This is a genomic window from Ruegeria sp. HKCCD7628 (assembly GCF_057221005.1).
Genome location: NZ_JBWVBA010000001.1, coordinates 173,891 through 195,707 on the forward strand (window position 1 = coordinate 173,891; position 21,817 = coordinate 195,707).

Annotated in this window: 23 protein-coding genes and 1 tRNA gene; 5 read left to right on the top strand and 19 right to left on the bottom strand. The window is 55.5% G+C overall.

Translation table 11 applies throughout. From position 1 onward, the window contains the following. Window positions 1-18: 18 nt before the first annotated feature. Both AC2TAD_RS00890 and AC2TAD_RS00895 read right to left on the bottom strand, forming a co-directional pair. The gene (locus tag AC2TAD_RS00890; RefSeq protein ID WP_480865534.1) at window positions 19-1,047 is read right to left on the bottom strand and encodes a phosphotransferase; all 1,029 of its coding nucleotides are present in this window, start codon (window positions 1,045-1,047) and stop codon (window positions 19-21) included. A 22-nt stretch (window positions 1,048-1,069) separates the two neighbouring features. Next, window positions 1,070-1,888 (bottom strand): SDR family oxidoreductase, encoded by an 819-nt coding sequence (locus AC2TAD_RS00895; RefSeq protein WP_480865535.1) that lies wholly within the window; start codon window positions 1,886-1,888, stop codon window positions 1,070-1,072. A 138-nt stretch (window positions 1,889-2,026) separates the two neighbouring features. On the opposite strand from AC2TAD_RS00895, the gene AC2TAD_RS00900 reads away from it, so the two are divergent. The 3 genes from AC2TAD_RS00900 to AC2TAD_RS00910 all read left to right on the top strand — a co-directional run bounded on the left by AC2TAD_RS00900 (window position 2,027) and on the right by AC2TAD_RS00910 (window position 4,348). Beyond that, window positions 2,027-3,022 (top strand): NADPH:quinone oxidoreductase family protein, encoded by a 996-nt coding sequence (locus tag AC2TAD_RS00900; protein WP_480865537.1) that lies wholly within the window; start codon window positions 2,027-2,029, stop codon window positions 3,020-3,022. A 124-nt stretch (window positions 3,023-3,146) separates the two neighbouring features. Beyond that, window positions 3,147-3,596, top strand: a complete 450-nt coding sequence (gene aroQ / locus AC2TAD_RS00905; RefSeq protein ID WP_480865538.1) for a type II 3-dehydroquinate dehydratase — start codon at window positions 3,147-3,149, stop codon at window positions 3,594-3,596. Beyond that, window positions 3,593-4,348 carry a helix-turn-helix transcriptional regulator gene (locus AC2TAD_RS00910; RefSeq protein WP_170751221.1) on the top strand — a complete coding sequence of 252 codons (756 nt, stop codon included), beginning with the start codon at window positions 3,593-3,595 and terminating at the stop codon, window positions 4,346-4,348. The genes aroQ and AC2TAD_RS00910 overlap by 4 nt, the downstream gene beginning before the upstream one ends. Window positions 4,349-4,721: 373 nt before the next feature. Here AC2TAD_RS00910 and tsf read toward each other — a convergent pair whose 3' ends face one another. From tsf to AC2TAD_RS00935, 5 genes are all read right to left on the bottom strand, one after another. Further along, a complete protein-coding gene (gene tsf / locus AC2TAD_RS00915; RefSeq protein WP_170354186.1) occupies window positions 4,722-5,597 on the bottom strand; it encodes a translation elongation factor Ts in 876 nt (291 codons plus the stop codon). A gap of 76 nt (window positions 5,598-5,673) precedes the next feature. Further along, window positions 5,674-6,465, bottom strand: coding sequence for a 30S ribosomal protein S2 (gene rpsB, locus AC2TAD_RS00920; protein WP_170751223.1), 792 nt, complete (start codon window positions 6,463-6,465; stop codon window positions 5,674-5,676). A gap of 167 nt (window positions 6,466-6,632) precedes the next feature. Further along, window positions 6,633-7,469 carry a lyso-ornithine lipid O-acyltransferase gene (olsA, locus tag AC2TAD_RS00925; RefSeq protein WP_480865540.1) on the bottom strand — a complete coding sequence of 279 codons (837 nt, stop codon included), beginning with the start codon at window positions 7,467-7,469 and terminating at the stop codon, window positions 6,633-6,635. 3 nt (window positions 7,470-7,472) lie between these two features. After that, window positions 7,473-8,228: an L-ornithine N(alpha)-acyltransferase gene (gene olsB / locus AC2TAD_RS00930; RefSeq protein WP_480865542.1), complete on the bottom strand. Its 756-nt coding sequence runs from the start codon at window positions 8,226-8,228 to the stop codon at window positions 7,473-7,475. A gap of 98 nt (window positions 8,229-8,326) precedes the next feature. Beyond that, the gene (locus AC2TAD_RS00935; RefSeq protein WP_170769740.1) at window positions 8,327-8,509 is read right to left on the bottom strand and encodes a DUF3553 domain-containing protein; all 183 of its coding nucleotides are present in this window, start codon (window positions 8,507-8,509) and stop codon (window positions 8,327-8,329) included. A 43-nt stretch (window positions 8,510-8,552) separates the two neighbouring features. Here AC2TAD_RS00935 and AC2TAD_RS00940 point away from each other — a divergent pair, with 43 nt between their 5' ends. Then, on the top strand, window positions 8,553-9,149 hold the full coding sequence (locus AC2TAD_RS00940; protein WP_480865545.1) for a histidine phosphotransferase family protein: 597 nt from the start codon (window positions 8,553-8,555) through the stop codon (window positions 9,147-9,149). On the opposite strand, the gene AC2TAD_RS00945 is transcribed toward AC2TAD_RS00940, so the two are convergent. From AC2TAD_RS00945 to AC2TAD_RS00980, 8 genes are all read right to left on the bottom strand, one after another. Continuing rightward, window positions 9,146-10,408: a glutamate-5-semialdehyde dehydrogenase gene (locus tag AC2TAD_RS00945; RefSeq protein WP_480865547.1), complete on the bottom strand. Its 1,263-nt coding sequence runs from the start codon at window positions 10,406-10,408 to the stop codon at window positions 9,146-9,148. The genes AC2TAD_RS00940 and AC2TAD_RS00945 overlap by 4 nt on opposite strands. Before the next feature lie 19 nt (window positions 10,409-10,427). Then, window positions 10,428-11,534, bottom strand: coding sequence for a glutamate 5-kinase (proB, locus tag AC2TAD_RS00950; protein WP_480865548.1), 1,107 nt, complete (start codon window positions 11,532-11,534; stop codon window positions 10,428-10,430). After that, window positions 11,522-12,556, bottom strand: a complete 1,035-nt coding sequence (obgE, locus tag AC2TAD_RS00955) for a GTPase ObgE (RefSeq protein ID WP_170751238.1) — start codon at window positions 12,554-12,556, stop codon at window positions 11,522-11,524. The genes proB and obgE overlap by 13 nt, the downstream gene beginning before the upstream one ends. A 37-nt stretch (window positions 12,557-12,593) precedes the next feature. Next, the gene (locus AC2TAD_RS00960) at window positions 12,594-13,130 is read right to left on the bottom strand and encodes a GNAT family N-acetyltransferase (protein WP_170751240.1); all 537 of its coding nucleotides are present in this window, start codon (window positions 13,128-13,130) and stop codon (window positions 12,594-12,596) included. A gap of 249 nt (window positions 13,131-13,379) precedes the next feature. Further along, on the bottom strand, window positions 13,380-13,649 hold the full coding sequence (gene rpmA, locus AC2TAD_RS00965; RefSeq protein WP_010440093.1) for a 50S ribosomal protein L27: 270 nt from the start codon (window positions 13,647-13,649) through the stop codon (window positions 13,380-13,382). Between the two features lie 11 nt (window positions 13,650-13,660). Beyond that, on the bottom strand, window positions 13,661-14,278 hold the full coding sequence (locus AC2TAD_RS00970) for a 50S ribosomal protein L21 (protein WP_480865549.1): 618 nt from the start codon (window positions 14,276-14,278) through the stop codon (window positions 13,661-13,663). Window positions 14,279-14,487: 209 nt separating this feature from the next. After that, a complete protein-coding gene (locus AC2TAD_RS00975; RefSeq protein ID WP_480865551.1) occupies window positions 14,488-15,282 on the bottom strand; it encodes a DUF2059 domain-containing protein in 795 nt (264 codons plus the stop codon). A 5-nt stretch (window positions 15,283-15,287) separates the two neighbouring features. Then, a complete protein-coding gene (locus AC2TAD_RS00980; RefSeq protein ID WP_480865552.1) occupies window positions 15,288-16,130 on the bottom strand; it encodes a DUF2059 domain-containing protein in 843 nt (280 codons plus the stop codon). 123 nt (window positions 16,131-16,253) lie between these two features. Here AC2TAD_RS00980 and AC2TAD_RS00985 point away from each other — a divergent pair. Next, window positions 16,254-16,343: transfer RNA gene (locus AC2TAD_RS00985), tRNA-Ser, on the top strand. A gap of 888 nt (window positions 16,344-17,231) precedes the next feature. Here AC2TAD_RS00985 and xylA read toward each other — a convergent pair. Genes xylA through xylF form a run of 4 tightly spaced genes read right to left on the bottom strand, consistent with a single transcriptional unit; the run spans window position 17,232 to window position 21,730 of the window. After that, entirely contained in the window at window positions 17,232-18,539 is a 1,308-nt protein-coding gene (gene xylA / locus AC2TAD_RS00990) for a xylose isomerase (protein ID WP_480865553.1), read from the bottom strand. A 9-nt stretch (window positions 18,540-18,548) separates the two neighbouring features. After that, entirely contained in the window at window positions 18,549-19,352 is an 804-nt protein-coding gene (locus tag AC2TAD_RS00995) for an ATP-binding cassette domain-containing protein (RefSeq protein WP_480865554.1), read from the bottom strand. After that, on the bottom strand, window positions 19,352-20,650 hold the full coding sequence (locus AC2TAD_RS01000; RefSeq protein WP_170751253.1) for a sugar ABC transporter permease: 1,299 nt from the start codon (window positions 20,648-20,650) through the stop codon (window positions 19,352-19,354). The genes AC2TAD_RS00995 and AC2TAD_RS01000 overlap by 1 nt, the downstream gene beginning before the upstream one ends. Window positions 20,651-20,710: 60 nt before the next feature. Next, window positions 20,711-21,730, bottom strand: a complete 1,020-nt coding sequence (xylF, locus tag AC2TAD_RS01005) for a D-xylose ABC transporter substrate-binding protein (protein ID WP_170354203.1) — start codon at window positions 21,728-21,730, stop codon at window positions 20,711-20,713. Window positions 21,731-21,817 lie beyond the last annotated feature (87 nt).

Sequence of the window (21,817 nt, forward strand, 5' to 3'; positions counted from 1 at the left end):
GCCAGCATTTGAAAATCGTTAGGATGCCTTCATCGCCATCAATCCATATTGCGCGAACATCGGAACATAAGATCCTAATTTCATAGCACGTTTTGGATCAGAGGCATTACCGTCTAGAGCACGTTTGTAAACGCCCTGCAAAATACCGGCCATGCGGAAGAAGTTGAAAGCAAGATAAAACCCAAAATTGTCGATGGCCGGAAGCCCTCGGCGCTCACAGTACTCTGCGATAAACTGATGGTCCGAAGGGATACCAAGGCTTTCTCGATCTAATCCTGCCAATCCGCGGCCTTCTTTTCCGGGCGGCATTTGCCACTGCATGATGACAGCGGCCAGGTCTGCGTAAGGATGTCCGATTGTCGATAGCTCCCAATCAAGAACACCTATACAACGCGTTCCGTCACGCTCGAACAACATGTTGTCGATCCTGTAGTCGCCATGAACCAATGTCCGTTGCCCGTCATCCGCAGGCAACGACGTTTCAAGAGAGGCAATCAGCCTGTCCATCTCATCGATCCGGTCGGTTTCCGAGGCTCGGTACTGCTTGGTCCACCGCGCTATCTGCCGTTCAAAGTAGTTTCCAGGAGGCCCGTAGTCAGACAGGCCGACCGCGTCGATATCGACCATGTGCAGTTCGGCCAGCACACGGTTCATTTCGGCGAAAACCCCTGTTCGGGTTTCATTGCTTTCGCCGTCCATGGTGGGCTCGAGAAAACCCCGCCCCTGAAGACGTTCCATCACGTAGAATTCTGAACCAATAACGCCGTCGTCTTCGCACAGCAGGTACATCTCGGGAACCGGGACGTTGGTGTTTGCCAACGCGCGTTGAACACGAAACTCGCGATCGACAGCATGCGCGGATTTCAGCAACGTACCGGGCGGTTTATGACGCAGCACATAAGTCTTCGCAGGCGTGCGCAATTCGAAGGTGGGATTGGATTGCCCGACATCGAACTTGGTGGCTTGCAGAGGGCCTTGATACCCTTCCAAATGTGCGCTGAGATACCGGTCAACGGCATCAAGGTCCAATGTCGAACTATTCGCCATTTCAGCTCCCTCCAATGCGATCTTAAAGCGCTTCGGCGAAAATGTTTCCGGCGGTCACAACATTGATCCCACCAGAGACAGGAATGACCGCGCCCGTTACATAACTCCCGCCCCGGCCGCACAGGAACAGCATGCATCCTGCGATATCGTCTTCGCTGCCGACGCGGCCCAGTGGAACCGATTTACCCACCCTGTCCCGTGTATCTGTGTCGGCCGTTGCAAAGGCGGTCATCCGCGACACAAAAGGACCAGGAGCCAGCGCGTTGACGGTCACGTGATACGGAGACAGTTCCTTTGCCATGATCTTGGTCAGATGCAATACAGCCGCTTTCGAAGCCGAATAGCTGTATGCGCCATCGCCCATTGGCACCTCACCCATCACCGAGCCCACATTGACCACGCGGGCCGGGTCCTCGGGGGTTCCGGACTTCATCAAAATTGGCAACAGTTTTTGGGTCAGATCAAAGATACCCGCAACGTTGACCGACATGACTTTGTCCCATGCCTCATAGGGAAATTGTCCCATCGGCGCACCCCAAGATACACCGGCATTATTCATAAGGATATCAAGTCGGTCCGTCCGCTTTTGAACCTCGGACGCCAACGCTTCGATGCCCTCCTTTGTCCCAACGTCTCCACCGAACCCTTCGGCGGTTCCCGGCGCGTCCAGAGCGTTTAGTTCCGCGGCGACGGCTTCACAAGCGTCAGCCTTGCGCGACGCAATCAGAACCCGCGCACCGGCCCGAACCAATGCCTCTGCAGCCATGCGTCCAATTCCGGTGGCGCCCCCGGTCACAAATGCTGTCTTTCCATGCAAGGAAAATAGGGCTTCGGGCGTCATAGTGTGCTCCTCGATCATTTATTTGGCGCAATCGCATGCTGTTGATCGACCGAGGGTTGCACCTCGTCGGTTTCTTGACAACACCCGCTGCTGCGCCAAACTTCCTCCTGAATCAATAACAAGGACAATAGGGCCAACATGCAAGCTTTACTCAGCGTCGCCCCGGGTGGACCGGAAACTTTGGAACTCACCACCCTGCCCGATCCGGAACCGGGAAAAGGCGAGTTGCTGATTGGTGTTAAGGCCGCTGGGGTCAATTACCCCGACACTCTGATGATCCGAGACCTGTACCAGATCAAGCCCCCCAGACCCTTTGCACCCGGTGGTGAGATTGCGGGCGAAGTTCTGGCCATTGGTGAGGATGTCGCGGGTTACGAGGTCGGGGACCGTGTTCTTGCTTTGACCGGCCATGGGGGATTCGCAACTCATATGACGATCAAGGCGTCGACAGCGGTTAAGTTTCCGCGATCGATGCCGTTCGAGGATGCGGCTTGTTTCATATTTACCTACGGCACCTCTTACCATGCATTGAAAGACCGGGCGCACCTGCGGGCAGACGAAACTGTTTTGGTCTTGGGCGCAGCGGGCGGCGTTGGGACAGCTGCGATTGAATTGTCAAAGGCACAGGGTGCGCGGGTGATTGCGGCTGTATCTTCGCAAGAAAAAGCCGAATTCTGCCGTAAGATTGGTGCAGATGAGGTGATCGTCTACGACCATCAGATGGACCGCGATGCGCAGAAAGCCTTTTCGGGTGAAATCAAGGCAATGGCCGGACCTTTGGGTGTGGACGTGGTCTATGACGCGGTCGGAGGCGACTATGCCGAACCTGCACTGCGCAGTATGGCGTGGAATGGTCGATACCTTGTAGTCGGGTTTCCCGCCGGAATTCCCAAGATACCCCTCAACCTACCGCTTCTCAAAGGGTGCCAAATTGTCGGTGTTTTCTGGGGAGCATCCGTGTTCCGGGATCCAGCGGGTCACACGCAAAACATCAACGATTTGTTCAGGTTGTATGGCGAAGGCAAGATCAAACCGCAAATCAGCGCCACTTTCCCACTAGAACAAGCGCAAGACGCGCTGGTGAAGCTGGCAGATCGGTCCGTGCTGGGTAAAGTCGTCGTGTCGATGCCCTGAAACTTCCACATCAGAGGCGGTCTACGTTGTTTAGAAACACACCTGCTCGCGCGATAAGTGCGCGGGCAGTAGACTCGGGCACCCCTTCGTGTTTAAGAAACTCATAAATGGGAACAGTGAGACGATGCACAAAGCTCTGATTTTGAACGGCCCAAACTTGAATTTGCTGGGGACGCGCCAGCCCGAGGTTTATGGTAGCGCCACTTTAAAAATGGTTGAGGAATTGTGCTTTAACCATGGAAAAAAAATAGGAATTGACGTTTCAACCTTGCAGTCAAATCATGAGGGCGAATTGATCGACGCGATCCATGCAGCGAAAGGTGTCCAGAACGGAATTATTCTGAACGCTGGAGCTTATACGCATACTTCTATTGCTCTGATGGACGCGATTTCTTCTGTCGACCTGCCGGTGGTTGAGGTTCATCTGTCAAACATTCATGCGCGAGAGCAATTCCGACACAAATCCTATATCTCGAAGGTTGCGTTGGGTCAGATTTGCGGCTTTGGAACGCGAAGCTACGTATTGGCACTGGACGCACTGGTGGGCTATCTGGACGGCGAGGTTGGCGCATGAAGCTGGACGCCTATTTGCACTTTCTCAGCTATGTCAAATCGCTTGAGGAGCTTTGGGATGCCCATTGCCGTCAGATGGCCGGATATGGGTTTGATCGCCTGCTATACGGCTTTACGCGCTACAAAACGGAAACTTCCCTGGGTGACCCCGAGGACTTCACGATCCTGACGAACCATGGCAAGGACTACTTGGATGGGTTCCTGCGAGATGGGCTTTATTTCAATGCCCCTATGTTGAAATGGGCGCTTGAGAACGAAGGCGCTGCAAGCTGGCAAATGACGCAGGACATGCTTTTGGATGGCACCCTATCGCCGCAAGAACGGAAAGTGGTCGAGTTCAATCGGTCGTTGGGGGTCGTTGCCGGCTATACGGTCAGCTTCAACTCGGTTTCTTTTAGATCGAAAGGTGCGATCTCGCTTTCTGCCTCTGGCGGCCGGTCACAACAAGAAGTCGATGCGATCTGGGCTGAACATGGCGATGACATTCTTCTCATGAATAACGTGGCGCATCTGAAAATTCTTACGCTGCCCTACAATGCTCCGAATCGAGCGTTGACCAATCGCCAACGTGAAGCGCTGGAATGGGTTGGGGATGGTAAGACCACGCAAGATATCGCCCTGTTGATGGGCCTAACCGCAGCGACAGTCGAAAAGCATTTGAGGCTAGCCCGAGAATCGCTGTCGGTTGAAACCACCGCTCAGGCTGTACTGAAGGCGTCATTGCAGAATCAGATGTTCAAAATAGAGGCATAACACCAGGAATTTGACGCTAATTTGCATCAACTTACCTTAGGTAAGGAAAACATGACTTTCCGAATCCGGGTCTACAGTTGCAAAATGAGATCGTTCCGTGAGTGGTGGCTTTAGCCTGGGAACATTTGGTTGGATCTTTGTAATTTCAGGGCTCTCCAACCGCTCTGGCACAGGGGCGTCTATTCGTCCACGTACCTTTGCCGGAAACACTGGGGGGCCTCGACCATCCCCATCATGCGGGGCCCCCCAACCCTATCCTTAAATTCCAGGCGCTGCGGCGTCTTTTTTATTGCCAAACGAAAAAACCGGCCACGCTATGCGTGACCGGTTCCGATAAGGTGCCGAACCCCCGTAAGGGTTCCGACAAAACATCTTAGCCTTGCGCGGCTTTAGCAACTTCGGCTGCGAAGTCTTCTTTCTCGACTACGATGCCTTCGCCAACTTCCAGACGGATAAAGCCGGTGATGGTTGCGCCTGCTTCTTTGGCGGCTGCTTCAACGGTCAGGTCAGGGTTCACAACGAACGACTGGTTCAGAAGGGTCGATTCCGCGACGAATTTCTTCATACGGCCTTCGATCATCTTCTCGATCACCTGCTCCGGTTTGCCGGATTCGCGGGCGATGTCCATCTGAACCTGTTTTTCTTTCTCGACAACAGCTGGATCCATGTCCGCCTCGGACAGAGCTGCCGGGTTCACAGCTGCGATGTGCATCGCAACCTGCTTGCCGATCGCTTCGTCGCCACCGGTCAGAGCGACCAGAACGCCGATTTTGCCCATGCCGTTGGTGGCTGCGTTGTGGACGTAAGACACAACAGTGTCACCCGACAGTTTCGCCATGCGGCGCACCGACATGTTCTCACCAATGGTGGCGATCTTGTCGGTCAGAGTGTCGGCAACGGATTTGCCACCCAGGTCAGCCGCCAGCAGAGCGTCAACATCTGCAACGCCTTCGGCTGCAAATGCGATCTTGCCGACCATTTCCTGGAACTCAGCGTTTTTCGCAACGAAGTCGGTTTCCGAGTTCACCTCGACAGCAACACCGTTGCCACCGTTGACGTGAACAGCAACCAGACCTTCGGCGGCAGTACGACCGGATTTCTTGGCCGCCTTGGCCAGACCTTTGGTACGCAGCCAGTCAACGGCCTCGTCCATGTTGCCGCCGGTTTCGGTCAGCGCTTTTTTCGCGTCCATCATGCCTGCGCCTGTGCTGTCGCGCAGTTCTTTAACCATTGCTGCTGTGATTGCCATCTTTCGGCTCTCCTCAAATCAAACGGAATTGGGGCAGGTCTACCCTGCCCCATATGTCATTTACGTGACGGGCAGCTTACGCTTCGGCAGGTGTTTCTGCTTCCGCGGGGGCTTCTTCGGCGACTACTTCTTCAACCGGTGCTTCTTCGAATGCACCCAGGTCCACGCCAGCAGCACCCATCTGAGCGGTCATGCCGTCCAGAGCCGCGCGTGCGGCCAGGTCGCAGTACAGACCGATGGCGCGGGCTGCGTCGTCGTTGCCGGGGATGATGTAGTCAACACCGTCGGGCGAGCAGTTGGTGTCGACAACAGCCACAACCGGGATACCCAGCTTGTTGGCTTCGGCGATGGCCAGTGCTTCTTTTTTGACGTCGATGACGAACAGCAGGTCAGGAACGCCGCCCATCTCGCGGATACCGCCCAGCGAAGCCTGCAGCTTCTGCTGGTCACGCTCCATGCCCAGACGCTCTTTCTTGGTCAGGCCTTCTGCGCCGGCTTCCATTGCTTCGTCGATCTGGTTCAGACGGTTGATCGACTGAGAAACGGTTTTCCAGTTGGTCAGCGTACCGCCCAGCCAGCGGTGGTTCATGTAGTACTGAGCTGACTTTTCAGCTGCTTCGGCGATCGGGCCAGCGGCCTGACGCTTGGTACCAACGAACAGAACGCGGCCACCTTTTGCAACGGTGTCACGAACGGCCTGCAGCGCCTGATCCAGCATCGGAACGGTCTGGGTCAGGTCCATGATGTGGATGCCATTGCGCGAGCCGTAGATGAACGGGCCCATGCGGGGATTCCAACGCTGTGTCTGGTGACCAAAGTGAACGCCAGCTTCCAGCAGCTGACGCATGGTGAACTCGGGAAGAGCCATGCTATTTTCCTTTTCCGGTTTACGCCTTGGCGGGGGTGAAAGAAGCGGATGCTCCAACCGGCGGGCCTGATGAGGATGTCTCCCTCCAAAAGGCCCAAACCCCGCCTGCGGGTTTGAATGGCGCGCGTATACGGCAGGTTTTGGTGCAACGCAAGAGGCTTTCGCCCCTATTTTTCAAGCCGCGCCAAGCTATGGGCATGACGGACGGCTTCCTCGCAATGAGCAGCCAACGCTTTGCGGTTTTCAAAATCGCTGACCTTGGCGGGTATGTGGTAGATCAACTCGACCCAACCTTGTCGACGGGCGCCCAGCGTTTTCAGCAGATGCGGGCCAAAATCCATATCTCCCCACCAGCCATAGAACCTGTTGGGTTGCCCAACGGGCGCATGATAGATCACGGAAACGGGCTGCACATACATGAATTCGCGCAGTTCATCGATAAAGAACGCTGCAAAGAGTGTTGTTTTAAAGGGCAAAACCCTGATTCCATCGGTCGAGGTGCCTTCCGGGAAGAACACCAACTTATGACCTGCGGACAAGCGTTCCTGAAACAATAAGGTTTGCTCGCGCGCCTTTTTACGGTTGCGTTCGATGAAGACGGTACCCGTGGCGCGGGCAAGCCAGCCGATACCAGGCCATTTCGCCACTTCGGCTTTTGAGACGAAATAGACCCTTTTGCGGGCGTTTAGCGCGAAAATATCCAACCACGAGGAGTGATTGGCCACCACTGCCCCACGTTGAGTCATCAACTCTCCGGAACTGCGGAACCCCATTCCTAGAATGCGAAAAGCGTTGCGACAGACAAACTGTGTGATGAAGGGCGTGATGGGGCGGCGGACACCGTAAATCGGTCGTTCGATCAGGCGCAGGGTCAGTAGAACAATCAGACCGCCGAAGACTAACACCGCCAGAGGCAGACCACGCAAGATGACCAGAATCCAGCCGATAAGGCCCAACTCAATGGGATCAGGCGCGTCTTCGCTGTGCCAGGATGCGTCGCTCAAGTGTTATGCTCCGGTATAGATGCGCCGTTGGCGCTCGTTCATACGCGCTGTGTCCAGGATCAGGCACACGTCCGTTGTGTTGAAAGCATGGTCGATAAAAGCGCCCTCGCCCACGAACCCGCCCAGCCGAAGATAGGCTTTGATCAGCGCTGGAACCTGCACCATGGCTGCACGGCGATCCAGCGCATCCACGTCCACCAAGTCCATCGGCTGAAACACATCGGGTTGCGCCCGCACCCTCAGGTCTGGCGGCGCGAGGTGGTTGTGATGCAACATCGACAGAGGCTGCTCCAGCGCCTGAACATCAGTGCCATGAAAGCTGGCGACGCCGAACAGAACTTCAATCTGGCGCGCGTTCACATAGGCGGCCAGACCGTTCCACAGATAATACATTGCCGTGCCGCCGCGATAGTCAGGGTGGAGGCAGGATCGCCCCAATTCCAACAGCTTGCGACCGCTGTCTTTAAGGACGCTGACATCATATTCGTCTTCGGAATAAAACTGACCCAGATCTGCTGCACGTTCACCCGGTAACAGTCTGTAAACACCAACAGTTTCGCCCGTCTGGTCGTCGATGGCGAGCATATGGTCGAAATACGGATCAAACCGGTCCTGTTCCAGCCCTGCGTCGTGATCAACCATCTCTCCGCCACCACCCAGTTCGCGAACGAAGACGTCATAGCGCAGCCGCTGCGCGGCACGTAGTTCGGCCTCGGTCTCGGCGAGTTTGACGGTGAAGGATGGGCCTGTACCCGACATCAGAACGTCCCTGTGGTTTCAGGGCTGATACCGCAGGTATCGGGGGAATGGCAACATGGGCCGCAACCGACCGCGCGTTAACCTTTCCTAAACCAGTTTCACGGATCAAAGACGGGCATCAGGGCGATGCGCGATCCGTCAATCACCACTTTCCCCTGCTCGCGGAAGTTCACGGTGATTTTGCCACCGATATTGGACTGCACTTGTCCAATGCCCCAATCGGGGAAATCGGGGTGGCGGACAAACATGCCCGGTGCAAGAATGGCATTGAGGTCTGACATGACTGGGCTCCAGGTCCGGCGGCAGATACAGCAGGAGGTACGCATGAGCGCTACAGACGTCAACCTGGCCGAGCTGATCGGCTCGCGCATCTGTCACGACCTGACCAGCCCTATTGGCGCGATCACCAACGGGCTTGAACTGCTGGAAATGGTTGGCGGCACCCGAGGCCCCGAGATGGAGCTGATCTCGGGCAGTGTCGGCAGCGCTGGCGCGCGGATCAGATTCTTTCGCGTGGCATTTGGGTCCGCTGGGGATCAACCCTTGGGGCGGACTGAAGTCAGCGATTTGCTGAAAGATGTAGAACGAGCCGGACGTGTGCGGGTGAACTGGAACCTCACCGAAGCTGTGCCGCGCAATCAGGTCAAATTGGCGTTTCTGGCATTGATGTGCTGCGAAAGCGCAATGCCGTTCGGCGGCGAAGTCTTCATTCGCAATGATGTAGACCGCTGGTCCGTCACGGGTATCGCGGACAAATTGAACATCGACAACGACTTATGGAATAACCTGCCCCGCGGGCGGTTTGCCAACAAGGTCACGCCTGCCCACGTTCAGTTCGCCCTGCTCCCCGATACCGCGACTTATATGGGACGGCGGGTTGCGGTGGATACAACCTCAACCCGCGTTGAGATACGGTTCTAGGTCCGAATAGTCCCGTTTCCGCGGACCAGATACTGAAAACTGGTCAACTGAGCAGCGCCCACAGGTCCGCGGGCATGCATCTTGCCGGTGGCGATACCTATCTCGGCGCCCATGCCAAACTCTCCACCATCGGCAAATTGCGTCGAGGCGTTGTGCATCAGAATTGCACTGTCGAGACGTTCGAAGAACCGCGCAGCGGCCTCTGCATCTTCGGTCATGATACAATCTGTATGGTCAGAGCCGTACTGCCGGATATGCGCAATAGCCGCGTCAATATCGGCAACAGGTTTGGCGGCGATGATACCGTCGAGAAACTCTTTTCCCCAATCGTCGGCCGACGCTGCAATCGTTCCGTTCATCTCCAAACCACTCTCGGCATGGACTTCGACACCTGAACTCAACAAAGCTTGGATGACATCCCGGCCCAAAGTTTCAGCAACGTCCTGATGGATCAGCAGGCATTCGGCTGCTCCACAGATCCCCGTCCTGCGGGTTTTGGCGTTCAGAACGACCTCGATTGTTTTGGCGGGGTCGGCAGCTTTGTCGATATAAATATGCACGATGCCTTCCAGATGCGCGAACACGGGCACTCGCGCCTCACGCTGGACAAGGCCCACCAACCCTTTACCACCGCGCGGGACGATCACGTCGACATAGTCGGTCATCGTCAGCAGTTCCTGAACGGCTGCTCGGTCGCGTGTGGGCACCAACTGGATCGCGTCTTCGGGCAGGTTGGCAGCCTTCAGACCCTCGACCAGACAGGCATGGATCGCGCTTGAGGAATGGAAGCTTTCCGAACCGCCACGCAGGATCACCGCATTGCCCGATTTCAAGCAAAGCGCACCCGCATCCGCTGTCACATTCGGGCGGCTTTCATAAATGACGCCGATCACGCCCAGAGGCGTCCGTACGCGCTGGATATGCAGACCTGACGGCATGTCCCATTCGGTCAGAACCTCGCCCACCGGATCAGCCTGATCGGCAACGGTGCGCAGACCGTCGACCATGCCCTGAATTCGGGCTTCGTCCAGCATCAGGCGATCCATCATCGCCGGGCTCAGACCCTTGTTGCGCCCAAACTCCAGGTCTTTCGCGTTGGCCTCAATGATCTCGGCGCGTCGCGTCCAGACCGCATCGGCAGCGGCAATCAGGGCCGCGTGTTTACGCTCGGCACTGGCAAAGCCCAGTTCGGCCGAGGCCGCTTTGGCGCGCACACCCAAATCAGTCATCAGGGCGGGAATGCTGTCGAAATCCTTCATCTTACATGCCTTTCTTTAACTACAGCGCCAGATCGTCCCGGTGGATCAACACGGCGCGGCCCGGATAGCCTAGCGTCGCCTCGATCTCGGATGATTTGCGCCCTTTGATCGCGTCTGCCTCCTGCGCGGTATAGCGGCTGAGACCTTGGGCCAAACGCCTCGCCTGCGGATCTATGATCGCCACCGGATCGCCGCGCCCGAAATCGCCGGTCACTTCGACAATACCCGCAGGTAGAAGGCTTTTGCCATTGCCAAGTGCTTTGGCCGCGCCGGCATCCACCACGATCTCACCACGGGGTTTCATGGCTGATATCCAACGTTTGCGCGCCGCGTGCGGATCGACGGTGGCCGTGAACCACGTGCAGTTTGCGCCATTTTCGAGCATTTTCAGCGGGTTTAAGGTCGACCCTTCAGTAATCGCCATGTCGCAACCTGCAGCTGTCGCCATCTTGGCCGCCAGCAATTTGGTCTTCATCCCGCCCTTCGAAAGACCCGAACCGGCGTCACCGGCCATTTCCTCAATCTCGGGCGTTATCTGTTCGATCACATCATAACGGGTCGCCGAGCTGTCCTCGGTCGGGTTCCCGGTATAGAACCCATCCACATCAGACAACAGGATCAACTGGTCTGCGCCTACGGTGACAGCGATCTGAGCAGCCAGACGATCATTGTCGCCATATCGGATCTCATCCGTGGCAACTGTATCGTTTTCGTTGACAATCGGGACGACGCCCAGGCCAAGCAGCGTCTCAAGCGTCGCGCGTGAGTTCAGGTAACGACGGCGATCGGCACTGTCTTCAAGCGTGACCAGAACCTGCGCGGTGGTGATGTTATGCGGGGCCAGAACCTCTTCATAGGCGCGGGCGAGACGGATTTGCCCAACGGCCGCAGCCGCCTGAGACTGTTCCAGCGGCAATGTCGCCATAGGTAGGCTAAGAACCCCACGCCCCAGAGCAATCGAGCCGGAGGACACCAAAATGACGTCCGTCCCCTGCCCTTTAAGCCACGCCACATCCTGCGCCAGCGACTTCAGCCAGTCAGACCGCAACAACCCTGTATCCCGATCCACCAGCAAGGCAGACCCGATCTTCACAACCAGACGTTTGGCTGAAGTCAGGGTTGCCAAGGCGCGGCCTCCTCGGCGGGTTTGTGACGAAGGCGATTGTCGTCGATTTCTGAACGCAGGGCGCGTAGAACCTCGGTCACGCCCAAATGCGCGACGCCGGACATGGTCATGACGGGGCCGCCCACGGCGTCTTCCAACTCAGACTTGGCCAGTTCGCGTTCCTCATCATCCAGAGCATCGACCTTGTTCAGCACGGTGATCCGGGGTTTCTCGGCCAACTCACCACCGTAAGCCTCAAGCTCGTGAATGATGGTGCGGTAATCCTCGGCCACGGTTTCCGAGGTGCCATCGACCAGATGCAGCAGTACGGCGCAGCGTTCGACATGGCCCAGAAAACGGTCGCCAATGCCGCGGCCCTCATGCGCGCCCTCGATCAGGCCAGGAATGTCGGCAACAACGAACTCAACGTTATCTACTCCCACAACGCCCAGATTGGGGTGCAGGGTCGTAAACGGATAGTCCGCAATTTTGGGCCGTGCATTCGAAGTGGCCGCCAGAAAGGTCGATTTGCCCGCATTGGGCATGCCCAGCAGACCCACATCGGCGATCAGCTTCAGCCGCAGCCAAATGGTGCGGTCGATCCCCGCCTGCCCCGGATTGGCCCGGCGCGGAGCCTGGTTGGTAGCTGACTTGAAATGAAGGTTGCCAAAACCGCCATTGCCACCCTTCGCTAGCAGCACGCGCTGCCCGACCTCTGTCAGATCGCAGATGACGGTCTCTTCGTCCTCGTCCAGAATTTCGGTCCCAACAGGCACGCGGAGGACAATGTCATCGCCATCCTTGCCGGTACGCTGCTGCCCACGACCGGGCTGACCGTTTTTGGCAAAGAAATGCTGCTGATAGCGGAAGTCGATCAGGGTGTTTAGGCTGTCCACAACCTCAACCCAGACCGAGCCGCCTTTGCCGCCGTCCCCGCCGTCAGGGCCGCCATATTCGATGTATTTTTCGCGCCGGAAGCTGACGCAGCCGCCCCCACCGGCCCCGGACCGGATGTAGACCTTTGCAAGATCGAGAAATTTCATAGCTGTCCCCTACTGCAAAGGCCCCATCGGCCACAAGTCACAGTTTCTTTGTATATGTCCAGGTGGGCACATTCGCATCGCGCGCCACCGAATAGTTTTCGGCATCACCAAGATATTCAAACCCGCAATGGGTCAATACCCGGGCCGAGGCCGGATTGTCCTGGAACACGCTGGCGAACATATTGGCGTTCTCCAACGGGTTTGCATTGACCAACGCCTCAACCGCCAGCGATGCCACACCGGTGTTCCAGTAGATCGGCGCGACCCAATACCCAACCTCGGACTGATTGCGATCCAGCCGAGTCAACGAAATCAGGCCAATCAGCTCTGGTCCGTCATCTTTGGTGGCATCCAAGGCCCAAACGTCTTCGTCCCGCTCCTCGGACATGGCGCGGGTAACGAACGCTTCGGTCGAGCCAGGCGGCAATGGATGTGGAATAGCCGTGGTCATCCGCGCCACACGTTCATCGCCTGCATAGTGTTCAATGAGACCCATATCCGAACGACGCAAGGGGCGTAGATCGAACCGCTCGGTTTCGATCACCGGCTGGTTTATTATTGTCTCAAACTTCATGAGTGCGGTCCTCCTCCGAACAACACGTAAATTACGGACGCAAAAGTGAAACCAATTAACGTCCACATCAGATATTTGCGGCCCAGACGATCTTCAACCGCATGGGCAATGCGTCCCTGAAACAGGGGCGGTATTGTGCTTGCTGCGTGTGTCATCGGGCTCATAGGTCAAAACTGTGTTAAAAACGAGAAAGGGGACCGGCATTTTCTGCCGGTCCCCCATTTATTTCTAAACCTTTAGGGTTTCGGCTTACTCTGCGGCCTCCGCCACTGGCAGGACCGAAATAAAGGTGCGGTTCTTGAGTCCCTTGTGGAACTTCACGGCGCCATCAACAGTCGCAAAGATAGTGTGATCTTTGCCCATGCCCACGCCTTCGCCCGGCCAGAACTTGGTGCCGCGCTGACGTACGATGATGTTGCCTGCGATGGCCGCCTGGCCACCATAGAGTTTCACGCCAAGGCGGCGACCAGCTGAGTCGCGACCGTTACGGGAGGAACCGCCAGCTTTTTTATGTGCCATTCTCTCTCTCCTTAGCCTTGAGCCAGCTCTTTGGCTTGCTCAACCCATTCGGGCTTCACTTTGATGGTGTCGATAGCAGCAATCTGCTCGTCCGACAAGGCGGCCAGAGCGGCAAAGCTCTCGATACCTGCGTCGTTCAGCTTTTTGGCAGCGGCGGGGCCGACACCGTTCAGCTTGGTCAGATCGTCAGCAGCAGCTGCAGCGGCGGCGGGTGCTTCTGCCTTGGCGGCAGCTTTCTTGGCAGGCTTTGCAACAGGTGCCGCTTCGCCAGCAGGTGCAGAACCGGTTGCCGCTTTGATGCCCGACTTGTCAGCGCCCGACGCCAGGATGTCGGTGATTTTGACCAGAGTCAGCTTCTGACGGTGGCCAACGGTACGCTTCGAGCTGTGCTTACGACGGCGCTTGACGAATTTGATGACCTTGTCACCTTTGATCTGTTCGATCACTTCGGCCTGTACGCCTGCGCCTTCAACGAAAGGTGCACCAACAACCGGAGCGTCGCCGCCCAGCATCAGAACATCGTTGAATTGAACTTTTTCACCTGCGTCGGCAGCCAGCTTTTCAACGCGGAGCACATCGCCCGCCTGAACCTTGTACTGCTTGCCGCCAGTCTTGAGGACCGCAAACATGCGTCTTTCCTTTTCAAACCCGCGTTCTGTGGTCCCCTTACGGGTGTTGCCGGCTTTCGCCACCTCGAACAGCGCGCCCTTTTCGGGCTATGTGACGACCCTTGGGACAGGCCCGATGGGTCAATAATAACGAGACCCGGCGCGGAGGAACCGGCCGGGATGCGCGCTTATTCCCGGAATGCTGGTGAAAGTCAACAGCAAAAGCCCGCTTACAGCTCCGAAGCCGTCAACGCATGTGAAACCGCCTGACCAAGTCGGTAATAGATGTCGTCATACATTTGGTCAAAGCTGTCAAAAAAGGCTTTGTTCACGGCGCGCCCCGTCTCGGTACGCGAAAAGGCGATGTTTTCGCGCATCTGCCCATCCTCTAACGGCTGATAGGCCATCAACAAAAACGAATAAAGCCATGTTTCCGTATCTTGAGTGATGGCGTCCTTTTCGGTCAGCAGCTGGGCCAATATTTCCTGATCATCCGCGCCGACATCTTCGTTCAGCCCTCGAAAGAATTGGAAATCTGCACTGATGGCGCTGTGGACGTTTTTGGCGATCAGATCGTTAACCTCGATGTATTCGTCAATAAGGCGGTAAAGAGACAAATCGTGATTGCCCGTCAAAAAGCTGTCCTTGGCCATCTCTAGGATGGTCTCGTCGCCAATCGCCTCGTGCGCCGAATTCTCAAGGGAAACAAGCGTCTGGCCAAGGTCACTTTCATAGAAAACGATTGCGCGATCCAGTTGACCTTCAGTCAGCGCCTCTTGGAAAACATCGCTGATCTGATCATGCATCCATTCCGCATCGTAAATGACGTCCAGCTGTGCCGAAAAATATGACCCACCGGAATTGCCCAGAAGCGTTTCGTTTAACTCCTTGGCCTGTTCGCGCCCTTCGCTTCGAAGAATGTCGATTACCTGTTCAAGGCGTATGGCATCCATCAGACGATCCACTTTTTCCGAGGCCGACCCAATTGTCGCCCACAGCGTGATCACCAAAAAAAGGACACCCACTCGCATCAGATATCCTGAGCCGGATGCAGATCCGCCATACGTGCTGCAAGATCTTCGAATTTCATGGCCATGATTTCATACTGAATGGCGTTCAGAAGTTCATAAACCTCCTGCATTAGGGGTTCCTCAAGCGCGTCTGAGTACGCGATGATATCCGCATCCGAGAAATCCTGGTACGTATAAGCCGCGCCTGCCAGAGCAGACAATTGCAGCGACTGACGCATCCCGGATTCGTTCTGGCGCATCAACAGTCTTAGGTCGTCTGCTCCCATCTGTAGGTCAATAACACCCGAAGCGCTTGCTGCGAGAAGGAACCGCAGCTGGATTTCTTGAATGGCACGCAGGGCTGTTCCACTGGAATCAACGGCTGCGTTCATCCGCTTCAGCTCTTCCACCCGCATCGAGCCCTCACGGATCAGGTCTGACACGATCTGCTGACCCTCAAGCTGTTTGGCGTCTTCATCTTCAATCAGATGCGACGCGTTTTCGGCCTCGACCAGTCTTTGACCCAGATCGGACGCATAAAACTCGACTGCATGATTCAGAGCGTCATCACTAAGTGTCTGCTCTAGAATTGAAACGGCGGTTTCATGCATCTCTTGGACGTCAAACACATCTTCGGTCAACCGTGCCCAATCCAAACCGAATCCGTCTGGGTCAATCCCCAGCATTTCCGGTGCTGATGCCGAGGCCAGCGCGATACTTTCCAACGCGACGTCAAAGCCGGTGGTTGCCAGAAATGCCTCGATCCTGTCCCGCTCGGCAGCGAGCGATGAAACCGGAAGGGCGAATAGCGTTGCGACCAACATACAAAGGGGCAGAAAGGCGGTGCGATAGATATATGTCATGACACAGAGCCTAGGTGTTTTACGCCGTCAGGCAATGGAAAATCCCTTCTTAGTGAATTTCGGGAATTTTCTGCTTGCACCCCTGCCCGTTCCTCACTAAATCCCCCCCTCACAGACCCCCGCGGAGAGGTGCCGGAGTGGTCGAACGGGGCGGTCTCGAAAACCGTTGTGGGTGCAAGCCCACCCAGGGTTCGAATCCCTGTCTCTCCGCCACTATCCTAACGCAAAAAGCGGAAAAAAACGCATTTCCGAGCGTGATGAGATTTCCGTTGTTGCGATAGTTTGGATCAAAGCCGTCATACTGATAGGCTTTTGAACTTTGTTAAAGCCAACTGTTTTCCTTTTGAAGCCTACTACGGCGATTTTGCTCTATTCTCACACTTAGTCGGACAACCAAAAGATACCCTGCGTCCGCAAGACAACTTTTGAGTTTTGCGGTTTTTGTCGACTTCAACAGACTCATTGTCGCCATCAGCTTGCACCCGGGCGATTTACACAAGTGTGAGGCAAGGCAGGAAACAGCACTCTATGTTAAGCACCCTTGCTGAAATTCCGCAGGAACATGTCAGACTAAATCAATTGAGAAAGATGCCAAAACACAGTCGAGACTGAGGAATTCCCGCCTATCGATCGTGGCTCCTGAGCGCGATCAGTCGGCTCAGCCATGAACAGCGAGGGCACTGCCCTTACCAACCTGCATTTCTTGACTGCCGGAATGGGCGTGAGGCAACTATTGCAACTTGGTCCCGCCGCCTACTTTTTAAAACACGCGTGTTTTTCGACGCATCAAGCCAGCAGGTCGCTGCGTCTGGACGAAAACGAATAGTAAAACCTGTGCAGCCTGTTGCGTTGACAAATAAACTACTGCTTAGGTTGGCGGGTACTGGCCATCTGCGCCGTCCAGTGCAGCTTTAAAACCTCCGTCCTGCGTTAGGCAGGCCATTAGCGCTGATCCACTTAAGCGCACTATAACAGCACGTGATCCTTCCGGCTTAAAGTGATCTGATTGCAATCACTTAGTCATGCGTGATGACTACAAAAGCCTCTGCTCAGTTCACCCCAAGTTCTTTTGACAATACTTCAGCTGATATTTTTCCTCGGTCAAACAAACCTGTTCACATAGTTTTCCAGAATTTCCTGACGCCCAGATCGTGGTTCCGGGTTGATATTGTCCTGTAAAACTCGCGCAGAGATGTCCTCGAGACTACTGTTCAGCATAGACGCCGCTTCCGGAGCGTTCCAACCGGAATACCGTTCAGACAGCGCATCCTCCAGACCGCCATCTTCAATCATAGCAGCCGCGGCTTTCAAGCCTCTTGCACAGATGTCCATTCCGCCGATGTGTGCTGCAACAAGATCTTTTGCATCAAGCGACTGGCGACGTACTTTAGCGTCAAAGTTGGTGCCACCAGTTGTAAAACCTCCGGCTTTCAGAATGTAGTAATATGCCAAAGCAACCTCTGGCGTGTTGTTAGGAAATTGATCTGTGTCCCACCCTGACTGATAGTCGTTTCGGTTCATATCAATCGAACCCAGCATCCCCTCGGCAGCAGCAACTGCTATTTCATGCTCGAAACTATGGCCGGCGAGGATCGCGTGTCCCTGCTCAAGGTTCAACTTCACTTCGCTTTCCAAACCGTATTTTCTGAGGAATCCAATACAGGTCGCGGCGTCGTAGTCGTATTGGTGCTTGGACGGCTCCTGTGGTTTGGGCTCTACAAGGATGGTGCCTTTGAAGCCGATTTTGTGTTTGTACTCTACGACCATGTTCAAGAACCGGCCCATATGATCCAGTTCAGTATTCAGGTCCGTGTTTAGCAGAGTTTCGTAGCCTTCACGCCCGCCCCACAGAACATAGTTTTCGCCACCAAGCTTGTGGGTCGCATCCAAGCACGACTTTACCGTTGCTGCCGCAAAAGCAAAAACATCCGGATCGGGGTTGGTGCTTGCGCCTGACATCCACCGACGGTGGCTAAACATGTTGGCGGTACCCCAAAGGAGCTTGGTGCTGGACGTTTGCATTTTTTCACCGATGTAATCGGTGATTTCTTCCAGAGTTTTCAAGTTATCGGCAAAATTGCCCTGCTCGGGCCGAATGTCAGCGTCGTGCCAGCAGAAAAAGGGCTGACCCAGCAGCTCGAACAGTTCAAAAGCAATATCCGCCTTTAATCGGGCCCGTCCCATGTCGTCCTGAGGATGCCATGGGCGTTCGAATGTAGGTCCGCCAAAGGGGTCTCCACCCTCCCACGCGAAGGAGTGCCACCAAGCGACCGCGAACCGTAGATGGTCTTCCAAGCGCTTTCCCATGACAACTTCGTCGGGATTGTAGTGGCGGAAGGCCATGGGGTTGTCGCTGTCTACGCCTTCAAACCGGATCTCTTCGATCCCTTCAAAAAATCCGCTTGGCATATCTGCCCCCTATTCTGCTTTTTGTTCTGGCTGCTTGCCGAGAATGATCATCGACAACAAATCGTCATCTGTTACGTCTGCAATATCGACGGTCCCAACCAATTTTCCGTTCTTCATGACCGAAGCGCGATCGCATAGCTCCATTACAGCATGCACGTCGTGATCAATCAGGAAGATGCCGATACCTTGCGCCTTCAACTGGTGAATCAGGTCGGCCACCATTTGTGTCTCATGCGGCCCCAGCGCCGCTGTCGGCTCGTCCATAATCAGAATACGAGCGTTGAAATAGACGGCCCGGGCAATCGCGACCGACTGTCTTTGACCACCCGACAGCGCAGAGACAGGGTCATTGAACTTCTGAAAGTTCGGATTGAGCTGCGCCATAATCTTTCGGCATTCGGCCTCCATGGCGGCATCGTTGACCAACCCCAATGGCGTCGTCATCTCGCGTCCCAGGAAAAGGTTTGATGTCGCGTCCAGATTGTCCGCCAGAGCAAGCGTCTGGTAGATCGTCTCAACATTGTTCGCCCGGGCGTCACGGGGATTGCCAATCTCGACTGGCTTGCCATCGATCAGAATCTCGCCGTGATCCATTTGATATGCGCCGGACAGAACCTTGATCAACGTCGATTTTCCAGCCCCGTTGTGCCCAAGCAGACCGACCACTTCGCCCGGGTAGAGATCGACTGACACGTGGTCGACAGCCTTGATCCCACCGAACGAGATCGAAATGTCTCGCATTTCGACCAATGGCGCTGCGCCGGAGCCGCGCCCAGATTTTGAGGGTGTTTTCTGCGTGCCTTGATCTTGCATCACTTGGCCCCCAATCGTTTGCGATAGACGATGTCGATATAGACGGCCAACACAAGAACGCTGCCGACTACAATATTCTGAAACGGCGCGTCCACGCCAACCATGGCCATACCAGATTGGAGCGCTTGCATGATCAATGCACCAAGGATGGCGCCGTAGATCGTCCCGATGCCACCGGACAACGCGGTACCACCAATTACAGCGGCAGCAATAACCCGTAATTCATCCAGCGTGCCAATGTCGTTTGAATGGTTCGCGAGGCGTGCAGAAGCAACCACCGCAGAAACGGCGCATAGGAAACCCATCAGTGCAAAAATCTTCACGGTCAGCAGCCGCGTATTGATGCCGGAAAGCTCTGCCGCATCCGGGTTTCCACCGGTGGCAAAGATGTAGCGTCCAAACCGGGTTTTCCGCGCCACAATTGTCAGGGTTACGGCTACGATGATCAATATGAGGACAGAAATCGGTATACCGTATCCGACGACCAGCCCCTCTGGCATTGTCTCTCCGCGCGCTTCGAACATACGTTGCAACCGACGCGTCGGAATAGCGTAGCTGTTTACGATGTAAACGTACCCAAGGATGGCAATTGCGATTATCCCGGCCAGAGTGGCCTCTGCCCAAACGGGTTTGACAGGAAAACCATGTGCCGCCTTTGCACGACGACTGCTCCACAAAGCCCAGATCGCGATTGCGGTGGCGAACAAGCCGAACAGCCAGCTTGTCGTCGTGCCTAAAGTGCCGTTCGTCCCGCCAAACATCAGGAACGTACTATCCAGAGGGCCAATCGTCTGGCCGCTGGTCAAATACCACGCCACGTTTCGCCAAACCAGAAACCCGCCAAGCGTAACGATGAAGGCTGGTATCGTCAGATACCCAACCATCCAGCCATGAAACGCACCAATCAGCGTGCCGACAAACAGCCCGACGACAATGGTGATCGCCCAGGTTGCAGGGTTGTTCAAACCCATCCCAAGTACCTGCGGCAAAAGCTCGGTTTGCGTCATTGCCATCACGGCTGACGTCGTTGCAAGCAGCGCTCCAACGGACAAGTCGATGTGTCGCGTGACAATGATGAACACCATCCCGCACGCCATTATGGCCACCGAAACCGTCTGAATGGACAGATTGAACAGGTTCCGAGGCGTAAGGAATCGTCCATCCGTAAAGATGTTGAACCCTATACACAGGATGACAAACGCGCCGATCATTCCCAAAAGCCGCATATCCAGTTCCAACTGCTGGAACAGGCTGGGTTTTGCTTTTTCCGGTATCGGCTGAGACGAAGTTTCGGTCATTTCCGATCTTTCATATTCAGCAATGGTCCCCGGCCCAGACAGGGCCAGGGACTTTGAAGTTTAGTTACAAGGGGCAGGTCCGTTTTCGACACCCTGGCACAAGTCCTCCAATGGGATCCATCCGGCGTCCACAACAACAGACAGGTTGTCCTTCGTGATCGGTACAGGTGCAAGGAAGACCGAGTTCATCTGGGTACCGCCAGGCGACGTCCAACTGGCCGCGCCCTCCACGTCGGCGGGGCTTGTTCCCCCACTCAGCGCGACTGCGATTTCACCTGCTGCCTTACCAAGTTCGCGGGCATCCTTCCAAACCGAAACGGTCTGAGTTCCCAGCGCGACACGATTCAATGCTGCATGATCGCCGTCCTGACCGGACACCGGGATGCCTTCCATACCTTGTGCAGTCAAAGCTGCCACAACGCCACCTGCAGTGCCATCATTTGATGCCACGACTGCATCCACATTGTTTTCATTGGCGGTTAGGATCTGTTCCATATTTCGCTGTGCGTTCGCGGGCAACCAGCCGTCCGTGTAGGCTTCACCAACGATAACGATGTCGCCACTGTCAACGGCAGCCCCGATGATTTCTTGCTGACCACCCCTGAGGAAATCAGCGTTGGGATCAGTAGGAGAGCCCTTGATCATCACGTAATTACCCTTGGGCATGGCTTCAAAAACAGCTCGGGCCTGCATTCTGCCGACTTCCACGTTGTCGAAGGTAAGATAGAATGCACGGTCGTCTTCAATCAGGCGGTCATAGGCAATGACCGGGATACCTTCGTCGGCCGCAGCTTGAACAGCCGGTCCGATTGCCTGCGCGTCCTGCGCCAAAATGATAAGCGCGTCCACGCCTTGCGCAATCAGACTTTCAATATCTGACAACTGCTTTGCGGAAGACGATTGCGCGTCTGCCGAAATGTACTCGGCGCCGCCTGCTTCAAGCGCAGACTTGATGGCCGCTTCATCCGTCTTCCAGCGTTCTTCCTGAAAGTTCGACCAACTCACACCGACCACTGGCTCTGCGAATGCGGTCGAAGCCAACAGCGTGGCCACAGCAGAGAAGCTGAGAATTCTTTTCATGTTTTCCTCCCATTTGCCGAGCCATCGTGTTTCGATTCGCGGCTCTCACGAAATTGAATACCATATTTATTTCAGCGGGTAAAATAT